Here is a 20,171-nt window from a genome sequence, read left to right as displayed (position 1 = left end):
TTGTTACATCGGTTACATAACCGCAGCCGCAGGATTGCCAGCCCGCCGGCAACGGGCATCATAGGTCAACGAATGAGCAAAGGGTGTCGAGATGATTAAAGTGGTGCTGGTGGACGATCACGTGGTGGTGCGTTCCGGTTTCGCCCAACTGTTAAATCTGGAAGAGGATGTGATCGTTGAGGGCCAGTTTAGCAGCGCGGCGGAGGCGTGGCCCGCCCTGTCGCGCAACGATATCGACGTGGCGGTGATGGACGTCGCGATGCCGGACGAAAACGGTCTTAGCCTGCTCAAGCGCCTGCGCCAGCAGCGGCCGACGTTTCGCGCCATCATCCTGAGCATCTACGACACACCGGCCTTTGTGCAAAGTGCCCTCGACGCGGGTGCAAGCGGCTATCTGACCAAGCGCTGCGGCCCGGAGGAGCTGGTGCAGGCCGTGCGCGCCGTCGGCATGGGCGGGCATTACCTGTGCGCCGATGCGGTAAAAGCGCTGCGCGGCGGCGAGCCGATGCCAAAAGCGCTTGAGGCGCTCACTCCGCGCGAGCGCGAAGTGTTTGAGCTGCTGGTGAAAGGCGAAAGCGTGAAGGAGATTGCCTATACGCTTTCGCTGAGCCATAAAACCGTTCATGTCCATCGCGCCAACGTGCTGGGCAAGCTTCAGTGCAGCAGTACCATCGACCTGGTGCACTTCGCGCTTGATAACCAACTGCTCACGGGCCACTGATGCGGCGCGCTGTCCGGCATCTGATCCTGTCCCTGTTCATTATGCTGGCCTGGGGAACCGGCTGGCTGATGCTGTGGACGCTGAGCTTCTACCTTACCCACAACGGCCAGCAGGCGGTGCTGTTTCTGCCGCAGGGCGTGTGGCTGGCGCTGATGATTTTACTTTCACGCCGCTACTGGCCTGCATTAATTCTCCCCCCCCTTGCCGCCATTCTGTGGCTGCACGGCGAGCAACTCCTCACGCGTTATCTGATGCTGGCCGTGCCGCTTATCGGCATCGTCAGCGCCTGGCTGGCGCAGAGGTACTGGCACCGCTTCCCGCTCTACTGGCAGCGGCTGTCGACGCTGATTGCGGCGGTGACGGTGAATGCCCTGCTGCAAACCTTGCTCCTGTCGCCCTTTCTGGACAGCCCGGCCACGCTGCTTTTGCTTGGCTCCTTTACTGGTGGCGTGCTGCTTACGCCGTTCGTCTATCTGGTCTTCGAATTTTTACGCCAGCAGCATCGATACCATCTGCTGGGGCTGGACACCAGCAATCCGCCGCTGCGCACCTCGCTGATTATCTGGTGCAGCCTGTTTTTCATTATCGGCATCGGCACGCAGATGGTGCTCTCCCCGGCGCTGGAGCGGCTGCTGCTGATTGTCGTGTTCCTGCCCAACGTGGTGATGGCGTGGAAATTCGGCTGGCAGGGCGGTGTCCTTTCGGGGCTGCTCGGCAGCATGATGATCACCATTGCCCGCCAGGTGGGCGTCGGGTTTAGCGACCTTCTCGAACTGGAAATTTTTCTCTCTACCCAGTCGCTGCTGGGGATTGGCCTGGGGATCGCCATCAGCCGCCAGCAGCATCTGGCAATGAACCTCGAACGCTATCGCCATCGGCTTGAGAATGAACTTCAGGCCAGACGGGCGCTGGCGGAAAAACTGATCCATTCCGAAGAGGACACCCGCAAGCAGCTGGCGCGCGAGCTTCACGACGAAATCGGCCAGAACATCACCGCTATCCAGATCCAGTCTCAGCTGGTGAAGCGGGCGAGCGATACGCCGCTCGCCATTGAGGCCGCCGGACAGATAAACGATCTCGCGCGGCGTATTCACCACTCCACGCGCCAGCTGCTGCGCCAGCTCCGCCCACCCGTGCTGGACGAGCTGTCGCTCCAGGAGGCTCTGCACCACCTGGTCAACGAGTTCGCCTTTGCTGAACGCGGGATCCGCTGCCGTTTTGACTACCGGCTTCCCACGCCGCCGGAGAGCGAAACGCTGGTCTTTACCCTGTATCGCCTGCTCCAGGAGCTGCTCAACAACGTCTGCAAACACGCCAACGCCAGCGAAGTCACGATTTTGCTCTGCCAGCGTCACGCGCGGCTCTATCTTGAGGTGCACGATAACGGCAGCGGCATCAGCCCGCAGCAGCAGCCCGGCTTCGGCATTCAGGGCATGCGCGAACGCGTCTCGGCGCTCGGCGGCGAACTGACGCTGGAATCCCGTCTCGGGACGCGCGTAATTGTTAACCTGCCCACAAATTTGCAACAAACGCCGCTCTGACCAGGAAAAAGTCTTAGTCACTCCAGACTTTGTCTCATCCCATTTATGCCGCACTTCCTTACAGTCATCTCAAACGGAGAACGCCATGCACGCACTGTCTGCTGAAGAGGTTTCACAACGTTACCGGGCGCTGCGCCCCAGGCTGCTCCTTTGTATGGTGATTGGCTACGCCGCGTTTTACCTGACGCGAAAAAGTCTGAACACTGTTTTACCCGCGCTGCAGCTGGATTTGGGGCTCAGCAAGGGCGATATCGGGCTTATCGGCTCGCTGTTTTATCTCAGCTACGGGCTGTCCAAATTCGCCGCCGGGCTCTGGCACGACAGCCACGGACAGCGCGCCTTTATGGGCATCGGGCTGCTGGCAACGGGCGTGCTGAACGTGCTGTTCAGCTTTAGCGATGCGTTCCCGCTGCTGCTGTTTATCTGGACGTTGAACGGCTTCTTTCAGGGCTGGGGCTGGCCGCCCTGCGCCAGGCTGCTGACCCACTGGTATTCGCGTAACGAGCGCGGCTTCTGGTGGGGCTGCTGGAATACCTCCATCAATATCGGTGGCGCGATTATTCCGTTGATTTGCGCCGTTGCCGCCCACCGATGGGGCTGGCAGGCGGCGATGCTGACACCGGGGATCATCAGCATCGTGCTCGGCCTGTGGCTGACCACACAGCTGCGGGGCACACCGCAGGAAGAGGGTCTGCCCACGGTCGGGGAGTGGCGGAGCGATCCGCTGGAGCTGCGCCAGCAGCAGCAAAGCCCGCCAATGGGGCTATGGCAGATGTTGCGCACCACCATGCTGCAAAACCCGATGATCTGGCTGCTCGGGGCGTCGTATGTGCTGGTGTATCTCATCCGCATCGCCCTGAACGACTGGGGCAATATCTGGCTGGCAGAAAGCCACGGCGTGAACCTGCTCAGCGCCAACGCCACGGTGATGCTGTTCGAAGTGGGCGGGTTACTGGGCGCATTGTTTGCTGGATGGGGGTCAGACCTGCTGTTCAGCGGCCAGCGTGCACCGATGATTTTGCTGTTCACGCTGGGGCTGATGGTGTCTGTCGCTGCGCTGTGGCTGGCACCGGTTCACCACTACGCCCTGCTGGCGATGTGCTTTTTTACGGTCGGATTTTTCGTCTTCGGTCCGCAGATGCTCATTGGCCTTGCCGCCGTTGAGTGTGGACACAAACAGGCGGCAGGCTCGATTACCGGCTTTCTCGGCGTATTTGCCTATCTGGGCGCCTCGCTGGCCGGGTGGCCGCTGTCGCAGGTGATTGAACGCTACGGCTGGTCGGGGATGTTCAGTTTGCTCTCGATTGCCGCCGTCCTGATGGGTTTATTACTGATGCCCTTGCTGATGGCGGGCATCACCGCTTCTCGCAGTCACATAACGTCATAAAAAGGGCTGAATAATGAAAACAACGCTTCTCTCTACCCTCATTGCTTCCGGGATTGCGCTGGCTACCTTAACCGGTACCGCACAGGCCAAAGGCCGTCTGGTGGTGTACTGCAGCGCCACCAACGAAATGTGCGAAGTCGAAACCAAAGCGTTCGGTGAAAAGTACGATGTTAAAACCTCGTTTATCCGCAACGGCTCCGGCAGCACGCTGGCGAAAGTGGATGCCGAGAAGAAAAACCCGCAGGCCGATGTCTGGTACGGCGGCACGCTCGATCCGCAGTCCCAGGCCGGTGAAATGGGGCTACTCCAGCCCTATAAATCGAAAAACCTGGAACAGATCATGGAGAAATTCCGCGATCCGGCCAAGGTGAAGGGCAACCTCTCCTCAGCGGTTTACGTTGGGATCTTAGGTTTTGGCGTCAACACCCAGCGCCTGAAAGAGAAAAACCTGCCGGTCCCCAAATGCTGGAAGGATCTGACCAAACCGGAATACAAGGGCGAGATCCAGATCGCCGATCCGCAAAGCTCCGGTACCGCCTATACCGCGCTGGCAACCTTCGTCCAGCTGTGGGGGGAAGACCAGGCCTTCGACTACCTGAAACAGCTGAACGGCAACGTGTCTCAGTACACCAAATCCGGCATTGCCCCGGCACGTAACGCCGCGCGCGGTGAAACCGCCATCGGCATCGGCTTCCTGCACGACTACTCGCTGGAAAAAGAGCAGGGTGCGCCGCTGGAGCTGATCTCTCCGTGCGAAGGCACCGGGTATGAAATTGGCGGCGTGAGCATTCTGAAGGGCGCGCGCAACGAAGAGAACGCGAAGCTGTTCGTGGACTGGGTGCTCTCCAAAGAGGCGCAGGAGCTGGCGTGGAAGAAGGGCAAATCCTACCAAATCCTGACCAACACCACGGCGGAAACCTCGCCGAACTCGCTCAAGCTCGATGACCTGAAGCTCATCAGCTATGACATGGACAAGTACGGCTCCACGGACGTGCGTAAAGCGCTGATCAATAAATGGGTCAGCGACGTGAAGATGGGGAAATAAGCTCACTACCGCGGTAATTGCCGGGTGGCGCTACGCTTACCCGGCCTACAATTTCCTTAACACCCGGAATTGCTATGTCACAGACACTTGCTCTTCATCCCGCCAAAAAATGGGATGCGGTATTCCTGTGGGTTTTACTCGGCTGGCTGGCCTTTGCCCTGCTGCCGAGCTGGAGCCTTGATTACGGCCTGCTGGAATCTACCGGGGATGAGATCCTCGACGCCTACGGCTGGTCCCATGTCAACGTCAGCTGGCTGTGGTACCTGCTGCCGAGCCTGCTGCTGGTGCGCCCGTTTAACGAGGCGAAGCGCGAGCAGCGCAGCCGCCACTACCTTGACGCGGGTTGGGCGCTGCTGTGTATGGCGTTCGTGGTCATCAGCGCCACCGTGGAAGGACGCGGTTTAGGCTATGCCACCATCGTGCTGTTTGTTGCCCTGGGCGCCATCATGACGCTGGCCCTCACCCGCCTGGAGTGGCTGGGCGGCGATCGCTTTGTCATCGGCTCGCTGATTACGATCGTGGCGCTGATCGGCATTTTTATCGTCTGGCCGAGCATCGCCATTTTCATTCCGATGTTCACCAACGACGCAGGTGAATTCGCCCCGCTGGCCTTTATGAACGTGCTGTCGCAGGCGCACATTATCCAGGTCATCATCAACTCGATTCTGCTGTCGATAGCCGTCGGGGTCGGCTGCACCTTCTTTGGCCTGGTGCTGGCGATCTACACCACGCGCATCGCTAAACGCAGCGCCATCATTGGCCGTATCTTCTCGATTCTTCCCATCGTGACCCCGCCGTTTGTGGTGGGGTTGGGCGTTACGCTGATGATGGGGCGTTCTGGCTATATGACTGAGCTGATGGTGGACTGGTTTGGGTTAACCAATACCAACTGGCTGTACGGCTTCACCGGCATCTGGCTGGCGCAGGTGCTGGCCTTCACGCCGATGGCCTTTATGATCCTCGACGGCGCGATCAAAACCATCCACCCGTCGCTGGAAGAGGCCTCGTACACCCTGCGCGCCAGCCGCTGGCAGACCTTTAACGGCGTCTTCGTGCCGCTGCTGAAACCGGCGCTGGCGAATGCGTTCTTAATCGTGATTGTGCAGTCGCTGGCCGACTTCAGTAACCCGCTGGTGCTGGGCGGGAACTTCGACGTGCTGGCCACGCAGATCTACTTCTACATTACCGGCTCACAGCTGGATTATCAGGCAGCGAGTACCCTTGGGGCCTTCCTGCTGCTGTTCTCGCTGCTGGTGTTCTGCATCCAGTACATGTGGATCGGCAAGCGCTCCTACGTCACCGTGTCCGGTAAATCGTACCGCGGCGACGTGCAGCCGCTGCCGGTGACGCTGGTGTGGAGCGTGATCGCCCTGCTGGCGGTGTGGATCGCCTTTAACGCCCTGCTCTACGGCAGCATTTTCTACGGCAGCTTTACCGTCAACTGGGGCGTGGATTACACCCTGACGCTGGATAACTTTATCAAGCTGTTTGGCCAGGGGATGAGCGACGGCGCGTGGCCTTCGCTGCTCGATACCCTGCTCTACGCCGGGATTGCCGCGCCGATCACCGCCGCCTTCGGCCTGCTGATTGCCTGGGTTGTGGTCCGTCAGCAGTTCCGGGGTAAAAAGACCATCGAGTTCACCACCATGCTGTGCTTTGCCGTACCGGGTACCGTGGCGGGCGTGTCGTACATTCTGGCCTTTAACAGCGCGCCGGTGTACCTCACGGGCACCGCCGCCATCGTGATTATCTCCATGGTAATGCGTAACGTGCCGGTGGGGATTCGCGCCGGGATCGCGGGATTAGGGCAGATCGACAAGTCACTGGACGAGGCCTCGCTGAGCCTGCGTGCCGGAAGCCTGCGCACCATCACCCACATCCTGCTGCCGCTGCTGCGTCCGGCCATTTTATCGGCGCTGATTTACAGCTTTGTGCGCGCCATCACCACCGTCAGCGCCATTGTGTTCCTCGTCACGCCGGACACCCGCGTGGCAACGGCCTACATTCTGAACCGCGTGGAAGACGGCGAATACGGCGTGGCGATTGCCTACGGCTCGATCCTGATTGTGGTCATGCTGGCGATCATTTTCCTCTTTGACTGGCTGATCGGCGAGGCGCGTATCGCCCGTTCAAAAGCCAAAAACCAGGCGTAACACTATGACTGAGAAACATTTTGTTGAACTGCGCAACGTGACCAAACGCTTTGGCGCAAACACGGTAATTGAAAACATCAACCTGGCGATCCCGCAGGGACAAATGGTAACGCTGCTCGGCCCGTCCGGATGCGGTAAAACCACCGTGCTGCGCCTGGTCGCCGGGCTGGAAAAACCGACCGAAGGGCAGATTTACATCGATGGCGAGGATGTGACCCACCGCTCCATTCAGCAGCGCGATATCTGTATGGTGTTCCAGTCCTACGCGCTCTTCCCGCATATGTCGCTGGGCGAGAACGTGGGCTACGGTCTGAAGATGCTGGGCGTTTCGCGCGCAGAGATAAAAACGCGGGTCAAAGAAGCCCTGGCGATGGTTGACCTGGAGGGGTTTGAAGATCGCTACGTGGATCAGATTTCCGGCGGCCAGCAGCAGCGCGTGGCGCTGGCCCGCGCTCTGATCCTCAAACCCAAAGTGTTGCTGTTCGATGAACCGCTGAGCAACCTCGATGCGAACCTCAGGCGCAGCATGCGGGACAAAATCCGCGAGCTGCAAAAGCAGTTCAACATCACCTCGCTGTACGTGACGCACGATCAAAGCGAGGCGTTTGCGGTCTCCGACACCGTGCTGGTGATGAACAAGGGCAACATTATGCAGATTGGCTCGCCTCAGGATTTGTATCGGCAGCCGGCGTCTCGCTTTATGGCGAGTTTTATGGGTGATGCCAACCTCTTCCCGGCCCGCTTCAGCGAGGATGTCGTGGAAATCCACGGCTACCGTCTGCCGCGTCCGCTGCACTTTGCTACGCAGGGCGAAGGCACCGTCGGCGTGCGTCCGGAGGCGATTACGCTCAGCCAGCACGGCGAGGCGAGCCAGCGCTGCACTATCCGCCACGTCGCCTATATGGGTCCGCAGTATGAGGTGATTGTCGACTGGCACGGACAGGAGATTTTACTGCAGGTGAACGCCACGCGCCTGCAGCCAGACGTGGGCGATGCGTACTATCTTGAGATCCACCCGTACGGGATGTTTGTACTGGCGGAGGCGGCATGATGTGTGCCGGGTGAGGCGCAGCCGCCACCCGGCAAAAGACTCAGCGCTGCGCATTCAGCTCAGCAATGTCTTTCGGCGTGGTGCGACAGCATCCGCCGATTAACTTCGCTCCCGCTTCCAGCCACTGCGGCAAATACCCAGCCAGCGTCTCGCACGCTTCACCGTGGTGGTGCCAGGTTTTGGTTACCGCGTCATAGTGCTCGCCCGAGTTCGGGTAGACCACCAGCGGCAGCGCCGTCAGGCTTTGCAGATGCTTCAGCGCCGCGGTGGTGTTTTCCAGGGCGATGCAGTTAATGCCCAGCGCAACAATGTGCGGAGAGTGTGCCAGCGCGTCGACCACCTCACGCAGCGGCGTACCGTCGCTCAGGTGCTCGCTGTCGCGTAAGGTGAAGGAGAACCACGCCCGGGCGCGGGGATATTCAGACAGCAACGCCGCCAGCGCCTTAATCTCCTCAAAGGACGGTAGGGTTTCGCAGGCCAGCAGGTCAGCGCCCGCATCCAGCAGCGCTTCCACGCGAGGACGATGGAAGGTGGTGAATTCTTGCGCACTGCGCACGTAGTCGCCGCGATACTCTGAGCCATCCGCCAGATAGGCTCCGTATGGCCCGACAGATCCCGCCACCAGCAGCGTGCCCGCATGCGGATTTTCAGCAAGATACGCTTCGCGCGCCTTACGCGCCAGCTCCACGCTTTTACCGATCAGCGCGCGAGACTGCGCCTCGTCCAGACCGCGCGCGGAAAAGCCCGCAGGCGTGGCCTGATAGCTGGCGGTGATCGCCACCTGCGCACCCGCGCGGTAGTAATCAAGATGCACTTCACGGATGAGTTCCGGGTTTTCAACCAGCACTTTGGCAGACCAGAGGCTGTCTGCAAGGTTACAGCCGCGCGCTTCCAGCTCCGTTGCCATCGCGCCATCCAGCACCACGAAGGGCTGCTTTTCAAGGAGGGCGGTAAGCGGATTATTCTGCGACATGTTCAGGCTCCTGCGATGTCAGATTTCGGGTCAGGTAGTACGCACCATAACACAGGGCGACAAACGGCAGCCCGCAGTAAAGCGCAATGCGCTGGCTCGGATCAAACCACAGGCCGACACAGGCCACCACGCAGAGGACAAAGCCGAGCACCGGCACCAGCGGATACCACGGCGCACGGTACTGCAGTGCAGAGAGCGGCTGGCCGGACTGCAAATGGCGGCGACGGAAAACGAAGTGCGACGCGCAGATGCTGATCCACACCGCCACCACCGCAAATCCGGAAATTGCAGACAGCGCCACAAACACCGTGTCCGGCGCAATCACGCTTGAGAACAGCGCCAGCACGCCGCCGAGCATGGAAACCGACAGCGCCGTCAGCGGCACGCCGTTTTTGTTGACGCGGGCAAAGCAGCGCGGCAGCGTTTTCTCATTCGAGAGCGACCACAGCATGCGTCCAGACGCGTACAGACCGGAGTTCGCCGCCGAGAGGATCGCCGTCAGGATCACAAAGTTAAAGATATCAGCCGCATAAGGAATACCGACCTTTTCGAACACCAGCACGAACGGGCTCTTTTCTACCCCGGCCTGCTGCATCGGGATCAGCGCCGCCAGTACAAACACGGTGCCGATAAAGAAGATAATCAGGCGTGCAATGGTGGTGCGGATCGCCACCGGAATCACCTTGTGCGGGTTTTCGGTTTCACCCGCCGCGATGCCGATAAGCTCGGTACCGGAGAAGGCAAAATTCACCGCCACCATGGTCATCAGGATCGGCAGGCCGCCGTGCGGGAACCAGCCTTCGGCGGTAATATTGCTTAAGCCCGGCGCGGGTGCACCGTCCTGCATCGGGATAAAACCAAAGATCGCCGCCCCGCCGAGAATAATAAAGGCAATGATGGTGATGACTTTCACCAGCGAGAACCAGAACTCACCTTCAGCAAAGAAGCGCGTCGAGATGACGTTGAGGCCAAAAATCACCGCGCAGAAGACCACGCACCAGGCCCAGACGGGCACCTGCGGGAACCAGTACTGCATGCAGAACCCGGCGGCGGTAAAGCTCGACCCAAGCGCCACCGTCCAGGTGAGCCAGTAGAGCCACGCCACGGTGTAGCCCGTCGCCGGCCCCAGATAGCGGGCGGCATAGACGTGGAACGCGCCGGTTTCCGGCATCGCCACGGAAAGCTCGCCCAGACACTGCATCACCAGCCAGACCACCAGCGCGCCAATCAGGTACGCCAGCAGCGTGCCCGCCGCCCCGGTCGTCGAAATGATATAGCCCGTATTGAAAAATAACCCTGTGCCAATCACGCCACCCAGCGAAAGCATAATCAGGTGGCGTGTTTTCATGGTGCGCTTAAGCTGCCCATTTTCTTGTTGTGTTTGCATATTACCTTCTAAACGTATGGACATCTAAACATCCAAAGAAGGTGTGTTATACCGCGATTGTTAATAAAAAGCTAGATGACCAGACGCAGACGGGCACGCCGCGCGCTGAGTCGGGGATGTGTTGTGAGGATCACATAGAGAATCGGACGCCAGGCCATAAGCACCTCCGCAAGCAGATGCTTACAGCATGGTGCGGAAAGAGGCGATCTTCGGTCAGTCGAAAGTGGTATCCGTGAATAACGGATTCATACCGCAACGCCGCCCCACGGCGCAAGGGTTGGTAAATCCTACAATCAGTTCTATAGTCGACACAGTTTCTTAGTAACCAGGACTGACTATGCGCTTTAACGGACTGACCAAAGGTTTCTTTATTTTCATCCTCGCCCTTGTGACCTGGGCCTTCTTCGACGTGCTGTCGCCCTACTTCTCCGCGATTTTGTGGGCCGCCATCCTGACCATCATCTTTAACCCGGTGAAAAACAAACTGCGCGCTGCGCTTGGCGATCGCAACGGGCTGGCCTCGTTCCTGACGCTGTGCATTATCTGCCTGATCGTCTTTATCCCGCTGATGGTGATCCTCTCCTCGCTCGCCATTGAGCTGAACGTGGTGTACACCAAGCTGCAAGCGAACAACACACAATTCCCGGAAGTGATCGCGAGCATCTTTAACCGCCTGCCGGACTGGGCCAGTGGTTTTCTGGCGGACCACAACCTGACTAACGCCGCGCAAATCCAGAAGAAACTCTCTGACGTGGCGTTGCAGGGGGGGCAGTATCTGGCTGGCAGCGCGTTTCTGATCGGTAAGGGGACGTTCGGTTTTGCCATCAGCTTCGGCATCATGCTCTATCTGCTGTTCTTCCTGCTGAAAGACGGCCCGTATCTGGTGCACCAGATCCTTGATTCCCTGCCGCTGTCTGATTTTGCCAAACAGCACCTGTTCGCCAAATTCGTCGGCGTCTCGCGGGCAACGGTAAAAGGCACGGCGGTGGTCGCCGTGGTCCAGGGCACGCTCGGCGGTATTGCGTTTGCCATTGCAGGCATTGATGGCAGCATACTTTGGGGCGCGCTGATGGCCTTCCTCTCGCTGGTGCCTGCCGTCGGCTCGGCGATTGTCTGGGTGCCTGCGGCCATCTTCCTGTTCGCCACCCACCAGCTGTGGCAAGGGCTGTTTATTGTCGGTTTCTTCGTGATCATCGTTGGGCTGGTGGACAATATTCTGCGCCCGCTGCTGGTAGGCAAAGACACCAAAATGCCGGACTACCTGATTCTGATCTCCACCCTCGGCGGCATGGAGCTGTACGGCATTAACGGCTTTGTCATCGGACCGCTGATTGCCGCGCTGTTTATCGCCTGCTGGAACCTGTTCTCAGGGCGCGATCACGAAGGTAACGCCGAAGAGCTGGACGCAGACTTCATCGAAGAAGGAAAAAACCGGCCAGATCTATAACGTTTCTCTTCATTCCAGGCGGCTCTTTGCCGCCTTTCTTTTCACGCTAAATCAAACATTTTCTATAATTTGAAAAACGCCTCCCCACTCTTGTCGTAGAAGGATCCCACAGGTGCGAATCGCCACGATAACAAACTGGGCCTACGGTGCCACGGTGTGCCTGACCCTCGCCTCTGGCATCGTTATGCTCCTGGCATCCAACGCCGATAACGTTGAACGTCAGGCCGTTAAGCAACGGCAGGTATTTGATCAGCTTACGGAAGAGATCGAGACACATACCTGGATGCTCTCTGATTTAGCGCGCCTGTTCGTCATCAAAAAAGAACCTTCTATTCGGGAAGAATATCGGCAGAAAGAGAGCGAATTAAAAAGCATAGAGCATCATCTGATGCAGTTAAAAGATAACGGCGCCTCCGGCGAAGAACTCATGCTGCTTCAGGAAGGATTAAAAATCATTGATGAACTGCAGGACGAGCAGCAGACCGCACTCGACAGCATAGCCCGTGGCGAGCAACAGCAGGCTGTTGCCCTGCTTTATGGCCCTGTCTACGAACAAGAGATGGAGCGCGCGCAGAGCCAGATTGATCATTTCCGCCAGATACTGGATAAGCGCATCATTGCCGACGTACAGGCGGCTACCAAAACATCGAAAGCACTGCGCACGGTGTCGGAAGTGATGGTCGGCCTCACGGCCCTGCTCTTCTTGTTCGTGATGGGCTTTATTCTCAAGCGTCGTGTACTTCACCCGGTGGTTCGGCTGAGCGACGTCGTACACCGGCTGGCTTCGCAGGACTATGCCGTTGAAACGCCAAACTTTACCCAGATTGATGAAATAGGCGATATGGCCCAGGCCATCCGCATTTTCCGCGAGAACGGGCTGGTGCGACAGCAGCTGGAAAAAGAGCGCGATGCCGACTGGGCGATCCGCGAGCTGCTGGCTCGTATGACCCAGCGGTTGCAGGGCTGTGAAAACCTCGCCGACGTTATTAATGTGGCAGAGCTGTTTGCGCCCAATATTGCGCCGGGCGTTTCCGGGCGATTATATATTTTTGATCGCGAACCCTGGCAGATGCGCTGCGCAGCAGAATGGTTGTCCCCGGAGGGTGACACACCCGCATTCCATCCGGATGAATGCTGGGCCGTCCGGCGCGGGCAGAGCCATCCCCCGGTGAACGGTGAACCTGACATTGGTTGTTATCACCTGCCAGAATCGCAAGCACACAGGTCCCTGTGCGTTCCGCTCATTGCGCAGGGCGAAGCCATCGGCCTGCTCTCTTTCCAGAACATCACGCCTGAAACCGCGCCCTCCCGCGCTTATCTTGAACTTATGGCTGAAGCGCTGGGGCTGGCACTGGCCAACCAGAAGCTACGCGATGCTCTACTGGAAAAAGCGCTGTTCGACCCGCTCACGGGTTTACGTAACCGTCATCATCTGGAAGATACGTTGCGGACGCAAATGGCGCAGGCCATGCGAAGCGAGCAACCGGTAAGCTGTCTGATGATCGACATCGATCACTTCAAGAGCATTAATGACCGCTTTGGTCATGAAGCGGGTGACCAGGTCATTAAAAGCGTGGCGTCGGTTGTTCAGCGCGCCGCGCATAATACGGGTATGGCCTTCCGCTACGGTGGCGAAGAGTTCCTGGTTCTGCTTTCCGGTGCCGATGAAGAAGAAGCGCATGCCTGTGCGCAGAAAATTTACAACGGCGTGCATGAGCTGTCGCTTCGCTATGGGCTGACCGAGATTGGTCCGGTGGATGTATCCATTGGTATCGCCAGCTACCCGCAACATGCCCAGAGTGACAGCCTGCTGCGCGCCGCGGATGTGGCCCTGTACCGGGCGAAAGAGCTGGGCCGGTCGCGGATTGTGAGCTTTGGGATGCTGGAGGCGAGCTAAGGGGGATGAGTCGGCCCCGGGTTCAGGGCCGTGTGATTGCCCAAAGCACCACCATGCCCAGCGAATTACTCCGCTTTTCCACGTACAGGGTGCTGTCGATAAAATAATTCCCCTGCGGGTAACAGATGCGGATCTCTCTCTTGAGTTCCGGCTCATAGACTTTCGCCCCCGAACAGCTTTTTCGGCCGCCGGATTCATACCGGTAAGGTTGACTCCAGGCAGAGTATTCTCCGCCCAGTAGCCAGGCCGCGGTAACGATGACGAAAATGACTACCGGCAGGCTGAAGATGATGAGGCCGAGGTAAATTTTGACAACGTCAACAACGGTTTTGCCTTTGAACGCTCTCTTCGCGATGAACATCGCCATCACCACCAGCGGCAGCAGCAATGCGCCAACCGCAAGAACCTGTTCTCCCAGGACGGTGAGAAAGGTCACGCGATAAATCTTGATTGACCAGACAACAAAACCGAATATCAACGCCAACCCGCCAACGATAAGTGGGATCAGAAAGGCATAGCTATCTTTTTTCATGGTGAACAGTTCCTTGTCATGCGTCTGCGGTCAGAAGGGCGATCATCGCGCGAGTGGCTGCCGACTGACGACGGTGCGGCGCGAAGATCACGGAGAAAGGCCGCGAGCGCCCGCGTAAATGGGGCAGCACTTCGACGAGCTGGCCGCGCGCTATCCTGTCGCGGACGATAAATTCATAGCTCTGGCAGATCCCCATCCCCTGTTCCGCCAGTGAAACCACGCCCAGCACGTCATCCGATATTTCGAAGGTTGAACGGGGCAGCCAGTCAACGTCGCGTCCATCATCCCGGAACACCCAGGGTGCAATGCGCCCCGTTCGCGGCATGATAAAAGGCAGACAGCGGTGCTGTTGCAGCTCATCCAGCGTCTGCGGGACGCCCGTTCGATGAAGGTAAGCAGGGGATGCCACCAGAAGCAATGACGCATCTTCCAGCTTGCGCGCCACTAAGCCACTATCGGGCATCTGACCCAGACGAACAGCGAGATCGAATCCCTCCGCGATCAGATCGACGTTGCGATTGGTGATATTCAGTTCTACCTGAACGTGCGGATACTGTTGAGAAAAGCGAGCCAGCAGGGGCGGCAGACAATAGTGCCCGTAGGTGGTCGGAACGCTGATCCTCACACGGCCCGTCAGATCGCCCCCCTGCCCACGACCATCCCGTTCGGCGTCATCAAGCAGGGAAAACGCCGCTCGCGCCTGCTCCAGATAAATTCGTCCGGCTTCCGTGAGCCCCACGCGACGAGTGGTGCGCTGTAATAGCTGTCGTCCAAGACGTACTTCAAGGCGGGACACCGCGCGGCTTAAGACAGAGGGGGTGGTTGAAAGGGCAACCGCAGCCGCGGTAAATGAGCCATGTTCAACGACAGTAATGAAGACTTCAACATCGCCGAGATAATCGAATTTTCTGCTCATTTTGCTCTTTCACGAACAAATGTTTTTCAATTTCGCTAATTTATCTCCGATTGGGAGATGAGTAAAGTGACCGCACTTATCACCAAAAGGCAAAAATTATGGATCTTCAACTCGCTGGTAAGACCGCACTTGTCACTGGAGCGACCGCAGGAATTGGGCTGGCTATCGCCAGCACGCTGATCGCACGAATGATCGAGGCTGACGAAATAGCCGCTATGGTCGCGCTGCTGGCAAGCCCACTCGGCGCACCGTCTAACGGAGCTGCGGTACGCGTCGAGGGCGGCACGTTCCGCTCCATTCTTTGATACCGGATTAAGAAGCCGCTTCTTACTCTCTTCACTGGAGCATTTATGTCCCACTGTACCCGTACTTTCTCCGCCATTGCGATGGCGGTATTGTTTTTGTTCGCAAGCTACGCCAGCGCGGCGAATCAAGTGCCTCTTGAACGCTGGCGCAGCTATTCAGGCGTAAGCTGGAATACACCAGAGAACGGGCAGCCGGCGCTTTTTTCCGGGTCGGTTAATGCCCCAATCGCCGGTATTCACTTTGATGCAAAGAGCCGAGCCTTTGTCAGCACGCCGCGACTGGTTTCGGCCAGTGCCCCCGCCACGTTAAGTATTCTGGATACCCGCATTCAGTCGGGCCCGGCGCGCCTGACGGCATTTCCGTCACGCCAGGGTAACGCGGTAGATTCTGCTCCCGATCGGAACCTGCGCAACGTGCTCGGCTTTTATGTTGATCGTAAGAACGGCTGGTTATGGGCGCTGGATATGGGGTTCGTCGCGGGAGAAGCGGAATCCCCCGCAGGGTCGCAGAAACTGGTCGTGCTGGATCTCGACTCGGGCCGCACGGTTAAACGGATCCCACTGGACGGCGTGGCTGACCGTAAGGCGAGCTTCCTCAATGATGTCGTTGTCGATGAAGATCGTCGTATCGCATACATTTCCGACAGCGGATCGCGAAGTGCGCCTGAAAACCGTGTCGGTCTGATCGTTGTGGATTTTACCGCCGGCGCAGCCCGACGCGTACTGGATCGTCACCCTGCCCTACAGATTGAACCCGGCGTAAAAGTCGTTTCCCACGGTGCGGAAGTGTGGCCGGGTAAACCGCTGCTGATTGGCATCAATGGCATTGCGCTTTCTCCCGATGCTGAGACATTGTACTGGACGGTGACGACGGGAACACATGCGTACGCGGTACCGACTGCCGTTCTGAAGCAGCCTGGCTTAGCCGATGCGCAGATTACCGGACAAATCCAGAATCTGGGCACGGTGGGAGGCAACACGGACGGTCTGGTGACCGATGCAAAGGGCAACCTCTATATTACGGATGTCACCCACAACGGCATTGTCAGGTATGATCCGAAGACCCGTACAATGTCGCTTATTGCTGAAAATGAATCCGTACGCTGGCCAGACACGCCGGCTATTCGTCCGGACGGTGACCTGATCTTTACCTCAAGTAGCCTTAATGACCACTTTGCTGGAGTGGTCAAACCCGGTCATGAACGCTACGAGCTATGGCGTTTGCCACTCGATGCTTCACCGGGCACGAAAAAGTAACGGTGCACTACGCTGGACAATCGCTAAATATGACGACGCCGCCCATTGGGTGGCGTTTTTTTTACCTGTTCATGACAGATACAATCTTTGTGGTGAGAAAATAACACTCAATTAAAGCGATCGTTTTTTAAACGCAAGAGAGTTTATTCAAGTCAGTATAGCGTGCCTCAAAAAAAAGAGGCGTTGTATGTGATTCAAACGCACCCGCCTAAAACTACACAAGACATTGATTTTGCTAAACTAAATCCTCACGCGAGTACAGAAGTAATAGCGACTCAATAAAATACATAAACTACTGTGATAACTAAATTATAATTCATATACTTCTGTTCAAAAGTGGAGGCCATAATGCGATTAACCCTAATGCTGGTATGCTGTCTGGTACAGAGTTTAGCCTGGGCTGGCGAACTGCCAAAACCCGTTGGAAAACCCATTTTGACGATTTACGGTAATATAGAAAATACCAATGAAGAGGGAAAAGCAGTGTTTGATCTCGCCAGCCTTGAAAAACTGGGTATGGTGAGTTTTGAGACGACATCTCCCTGGTACACTGGCCGTACAAAATTTGAGGGTGTCCCAATGGGCAAACTCATGGATTATGTTGGCGCGAAGGGTTCTGTCGTTAATGTTATTGCGCTCAATGATTACGCTACCGAGATCCCTCTCAGCGACTTTAAAAAATACAACGCCATACTTGCCTTAAAGATCAATGGCGAATATATGCGCATTCGCGATAAAGGCCCATCATTCATTGTTTACCCTTATGACAGTCTTCCTGAATTGAATAATCAGATTTTTTACTCGCGCTCGGCATGGCAGGTTAGCAAAATGAAGATTGAATAGCAGTTCAGGAGAACATAATGAACAGGATACTGGTTGGTATCATTTTTTCTCTTTTTATCACGACAGGATATATTGCATTTCTTGTTTACGATCGTCAGCAAGAGTTGCAAAAACTGACTCACTACACTGAGTCCTGGTCCGTGGCTCAACTGGTATCAGAGTATTACCGATTTGAATCATGGCTTGGTCTGTACGCAACCGATACCGATGAGGTTACGATAGACCAGGCCCGCATGCGCCTCGAAATTATGCTCAGCCAGGGTGAGTTAATGAAGGAGGGAGATTTAGGTCGCTATATCGAAAGCGATAAAACGCATCAGGCGCTCGCTGCACGCCTGGAAGAAATACTTTCTTATCTGGATAGTCATCTGGAAAAAATGAGCCATGCAGAGTTAAAAAAATATTTGGCTGATATGCATCTGCTCGATGCGCCACTAAGCCAACTCTCTTCAAGTGCGTTAACAAAAGATATTAATACGATTAATGAATCCAATAGAAAAATACAAATACTCTATTATATCTATTCCGCACTTTCGTTACTTCTGGTGATATTAAGCTTTATTCTGGGGTTCTTAATGATCTACCAGAATAAAAACATTCTCAAAGCACACATGCAGGTTAAAAGCCTTGCTGACGAACTTCAGATATCAAAAGAAAAGCTGCAAATTCAGAACGCGAAGCTGGAGTATGATGTTTATCATGACTCCCTGACCGGCATGAAAAACCGCCTTTTCTTCTGGGACGATCTCAGCAAAATTAATCTTCATGCAGACAAAAACCACATCCCTGTCACGGTGATGTTATTTGATTTAGACCGGTTCAAAGAGGTCAACGATACCTATGGCCATGATGCCGGTGATTTACTGTTGAATCAGGTATCCCGACGACTCACCTCAATGAGCAGCGCCACTGATACGTTTTACCGTTTGGGCGGAGACGAGTTTGCCCTTCTGTCGAGTGGCCTCACCGAAACGGCAGCCGTTTCGCGCGCAAAAGAAATCAGTAATCATATTAGCCAGCCCTATACCATTAATAACCAACTGATAAAAATTGCCACCTGTGTGGGTATCGTTTTATCTGATAATGAACGGCGCTCTGATTATCTTTATAAATTTGCCGATCTGGCACTCTACGAGGCCAAAAAAGAGGGTTCACAGCAGATAAAAGTCTTCCGACAGTGGATGCTGCAAAAATTACAGGAAAGCAGAACCCTTGAGCATGATATGGCGCTGGCGCTCGATAACAATGAATTCGTTGTTTATTACCAGCCTATTGTCGATTCTTTCAGTAATGAAATTTACGGCTATGAAGCGCTTATTCGTTGGAAACACCCTGTGAGGGGAATTCTGTCGCCAGATAGCTTCATCTCCGTTGCCGAAAAAACCGGCAAGATCAATGAAATTGGCAAAATTGTGCTTGAGATTGCCTGCCGTGAAGCGGTTTCCTGGGCCGTTCCGGCAAGAATTTCTGTGAATGTCTCACCGATTCAGCTGGGCAGCAAATCGTTTACGACGATGGTGCAGTCCATTCTGAAAGAGACAGGACTACCGGCTAACCGCCTTGAGCTAGAGGTTACCGAGTCTTCGCTCTTCAGTGACAGCAACATGCCGATCAGTATTCTTAAAAAGCTGAGATCGTTGGGCGTAAAAATTTCTATCGATGATTTCGGGACGGGATATTCTTCACTCTCAAGACTGAGTGAACTGAATTTTGACAAAATCAAAATAGACAAATCCTTTGTGAATTCTATATCCACGCAGAATGAAGCACTGAATATCGTTAAATTGATTACCGGCATGGCCAAGAGCCTCAATATGCGGGTCATTGCAGAAGGCGTTGAAACCGAAGAGCAGCTTGAACGTCTTCAGGTGCTTGGCTGCGATCTCGTGCAGGGATACCTGTTCGGAAAACCTCAGCCTGAGGTAAACAAGGTAATCAGGTGCAGTTGAATGGGTGTTAGGGCTGTTTATGACCTAAAACCATTTTGATAATCAAAGGGTTAAAAATGAAAAATACAATGCCGGAATATACGCCTGTTGATTTATCTCGTTGGGCAAGGAGAGAACATTTTGAGGTATTCCAGTCATTTGCAGAGTGTACAATTAACCAAACGGTTCTGATCGACATTACCGTGCTGCGAAAACATATCAAAGAGGTCGGCTGGAAGTTTTATCCGACGATTATTTTTCTCCTTTCTAAAATTATGAACCGGCATCCGGAATTCCGTATGGCCATGAAGGACGATGAGCTGGTTATATGGAATGAAATCCATCCAAGCTATACCATTTTCCATCCCGAAACGGAGACGTTTTCGTCATTGTGGAGCAACTTCGACGGCAATATGCATAGCTTCCAGAATACCTATGCAGAAGACGTTGCGCGCTATGGCAATAACCTTTCTTACTGGCCGAAGGAAGAGTCACGGGAAAATGTCTTTTTCGTATCGTCTATTCCCTGGGTAACGTTTACTAACTTTACGATGAACATTGCGCACATGAAGAACTTCTTTTCCCCTATGTTCACGTTTGGAAAATACTACGAGCAGGATGGGAAAGTATTGGTGCCTATGGCGGTACAGGTCCATCATTCCGTGTGCGATGGTTTCCATGTGGCAAGGATGTTTAATGAGTTGCAGGAGATGTGTGATGGTTTGCCGGGGCTGTCAGAGGGATGTAATGGTTAATACGCCAGGAATGATGGAGATTTCCTTTTAAGG

16 protein-coding genes and 1 pseudogene are annotated in these 20,171 nt (G+C 55.7%); 13 read left to right on the top strand and 4 right to left on the bottom strand.

Annotated elements, in window-relative coordinates; translation table 11 throughout:
* Nucleotides 1-91: 91 nt before the first annotated feature.
* From AC2T6E_RS18170 to fbpC, 6 genes are all read left to right on the top strand, one after another.
* Complete coding sequence (locus AC2T6E_RS18170) at nucleotides 92-721, top strand: response regulator transcription factor (protein ID WP_262184885.1); 630 nt, start codon at nucleotides 92-94, stop codon at nucleotides 719-721.
* Nucleotides 721-2,262, top strand: coding sequence for an MASE1 domain-containing sensor histidine kinase (locus AC2T6E_RS18165; protein ID WP_148400276.1), 1,542 nt, complete (start codon nucleotides 721-723; stop codon nucleotides 2,260-2,262). The genes AC2T6E_RS18170 and AC2T6E_RS18165 overlap by 1 nt, the downstream gene beginning before the upstream one ends.
* Before the next feature lie 85 nt (nucleotides 2,263-2,347).
* Nucleotides 2,348-3,649: an MFS transporter family glucose-6-phosphate receptor UhpC gene (uhpC, locus tag AC2T6E_RS18160; protein WP_033487711.1), complete on the top strand. Its 1,302-nt coding sequence runs from the start codon at nucleotides 2,348-2,350 to the stop codon at nucleotides 3,647-3,649.
* A gap of 13 nt (nucleotides 3,650-3,662) precedes the next feature.
* On the top strand, nucleotides 3,663-4,694 hold the full coding sequence (locus AC2T6E_RS18155; protein ID WP_077579991.1) for an ABC transporter substrate-binding protein: 1,032 nt from the start codon (nucleotides 3,663-3,665) through the stop codon (nucleotides 4,692-4,694).
* A gap of 74 nt (nucleotides 4,695-4,768) precedes the next feature.
* Entirely contained in the window at nucleotides 4,769-6,847 is a 2,079-nt protein-coding gene (locus tag AC2T6E_RS18150) for an ABC transporter permease (protein ID WP_486692750.1), read from the top strand.
* A gap of 4 nt (nucleotides 6,848-6,851) precedes the next feature.
* On the top strand, nucleotides 6,852-7,898 hold the full coding sequence (gene fbpC, locus AC2T6E_RS18145; RefSeq protein ID WP_100167153.1) for a ferric ABC transporter ATP-binding protein: 1,047 nt from the start codon (nucleotides 6,852-6,854) through the stop codon (nucleotides 7,896-7,898).
* 40 nt (nucleotides 7,899-7,938) lie between these two features.
* Here the strand turns inward: fbpC and mmuM are convergent, their stop codons facing one another.
* Nucleotides 7,939-8,871: a homocysteine S-methyltransferase gene (gene mmuM, locus AC2T6E_RS18140; protein WP_174340695.1), complete on the bottom strand. Its 933-nt coding sequence runs from the start codon at nucleotides 8,869-8,871 to the stop codon at nucleotides 7,939-7,941.
* Entirely contained in the window at nucleotides 8,858-10,258 is a 1,401-nt protein-coding gene (gene mmuP / locus AC2T6E_RS18135) for an S-methylmethionine permease (RefSeq protein WP_108415671.1), read from the bottom strand. The genes mmuM and mmuP overlap by 14 nt, the downstream gene beginning before the upstream one ends.
* Before the next feature lie 337 nt (nucleotides 10,259-10,595).
* Here mmuP and AC2T6E_RS18130 point away from each other — a divergent pair, with 337 nt between their 5' ends.
* Complete coding sequence (locus AC2T6E_RS18130) at nucleotides 10,596-11,705, top strand: AI-2E family transporter (protein ID WP_126817353.1); 1,110 nt, start codon at nucleotides 10,596-10,598, stop codon at nucleotides 11,703-11,705.
* 112 nt (nucleotides 11,706-11,817) lie between these two features.
* Nucleotides 11,818-13,602, top strand: a complete 1,785-nt coding sequence (locus AC2T6E_RS18125) for a diguanylate cyclase (protein WP_486692746.1) — start codon at nucleotides 11,818-11,820, stop codon at nucleotides 13,600-13,602.
* Nucleotides 13,603-13,624: 22 nt separating this feature from the next.
* Here AC2T6E_RS18125 and AC2T6E_RS18120 read toward each other — a convergent pair whose 3' ends face one another.
* Complete coding sequence (locus tag AC2T6E_RS18120; RefSeq protein ID WP_316467747.1) at nucleotides 13,625-14,134, bottom strand: hypothetical protein; 510 nt, start codon at nucleotides 14,132-14,134, stop codon at nucleotides 13,625-13,627.
* 16 nt (nucleotides 14,135-14,150) lie between these two features.
* Nucleotides 14,151-15,050 carry a LysR family transcriptional regulator gene (locus tag AC2T6E_RS18115; protein WP_316467748.1) on the bottom strand — a complete coding sequence of 300 codons (900 nt, stop codon included), beginning with the start codon at nucleotides 15,048-15,050 and terminating at the stop codon, nucleotides 14,151-14,153.
* A gap of 170 nt (nucleotides 15,051-15,220) precedes the next feature.
* Between AC2T6E_RS18115 and AC2T6E_RS18110 the strand changes: the two are divergent.
* The 5 genes and pseudogenes from AC2T6E_RS18110 to catA form a co-directional block, all read left to right on the top strand.
* Nucleotides 15,221-15,355 (top strand): annotated as a pseudogene (locus tag AC2T6E_RS18110) (short-chain dehydrogenase); the annotation flags it as partial.
* Nucleotides 15,356-15,400: 45 nt separating this feature from the next.
* Nucleotides 15,401-16,612, top strand: a complete 1,212-nt coding sequence (locus tag AC2T6E_RS18105; protein ID WP_486692744.1) for an L-dopachrome tautomerase-related protein — start codon at nucleotides 15,401-15,403, stop codon at nucleotides 16,610-16,612.
* Between the two features lie 348 nt (nucleotides 16,613-16,960).
* Entirely contained in the window at nucleotides 16,961-17,455 is a 495-nt protein-coding gene (locus AC2T6E_RS18100) for a putative pterin-binding protein (RefSeq protein ID WP_486692742.1), read from the top strand.
* 17 nt (nucleotides 17,456-17,472) lie between these two features.
* Entirely contained in the window at nucleotides 17,473-19,404 is a 1,932-nt protein-coding gene (locus AC2T6E_RS18095) for a putative bifunctional diguanylate cyclase/phosphodiesterase (RefSeq protein WP_486692740.1), read from the top strand.
* Between the two features lie 56 nt (nucleotides 19,405-19,460).
* A complete protein-coding gene (gene catA, locus AC2T6E_RS18090; RefSeq protein WP_427353916.1) occupies nucleotides 19,461-20,138 on the top strand; it encodes a type A chloramphenicol O-acetyltransferase in 678 nt (225 codons plus the stop codon).
* Nucleotides 20,139-20,171: the final 33 nt, after the last annotated feature.

It is taken from the genome of Enterobacter sp. B79-1, assembly GCF_057444735.1.
This window is presented reverse-complemented; position numbering and strand designations above follow the sequence as displayed.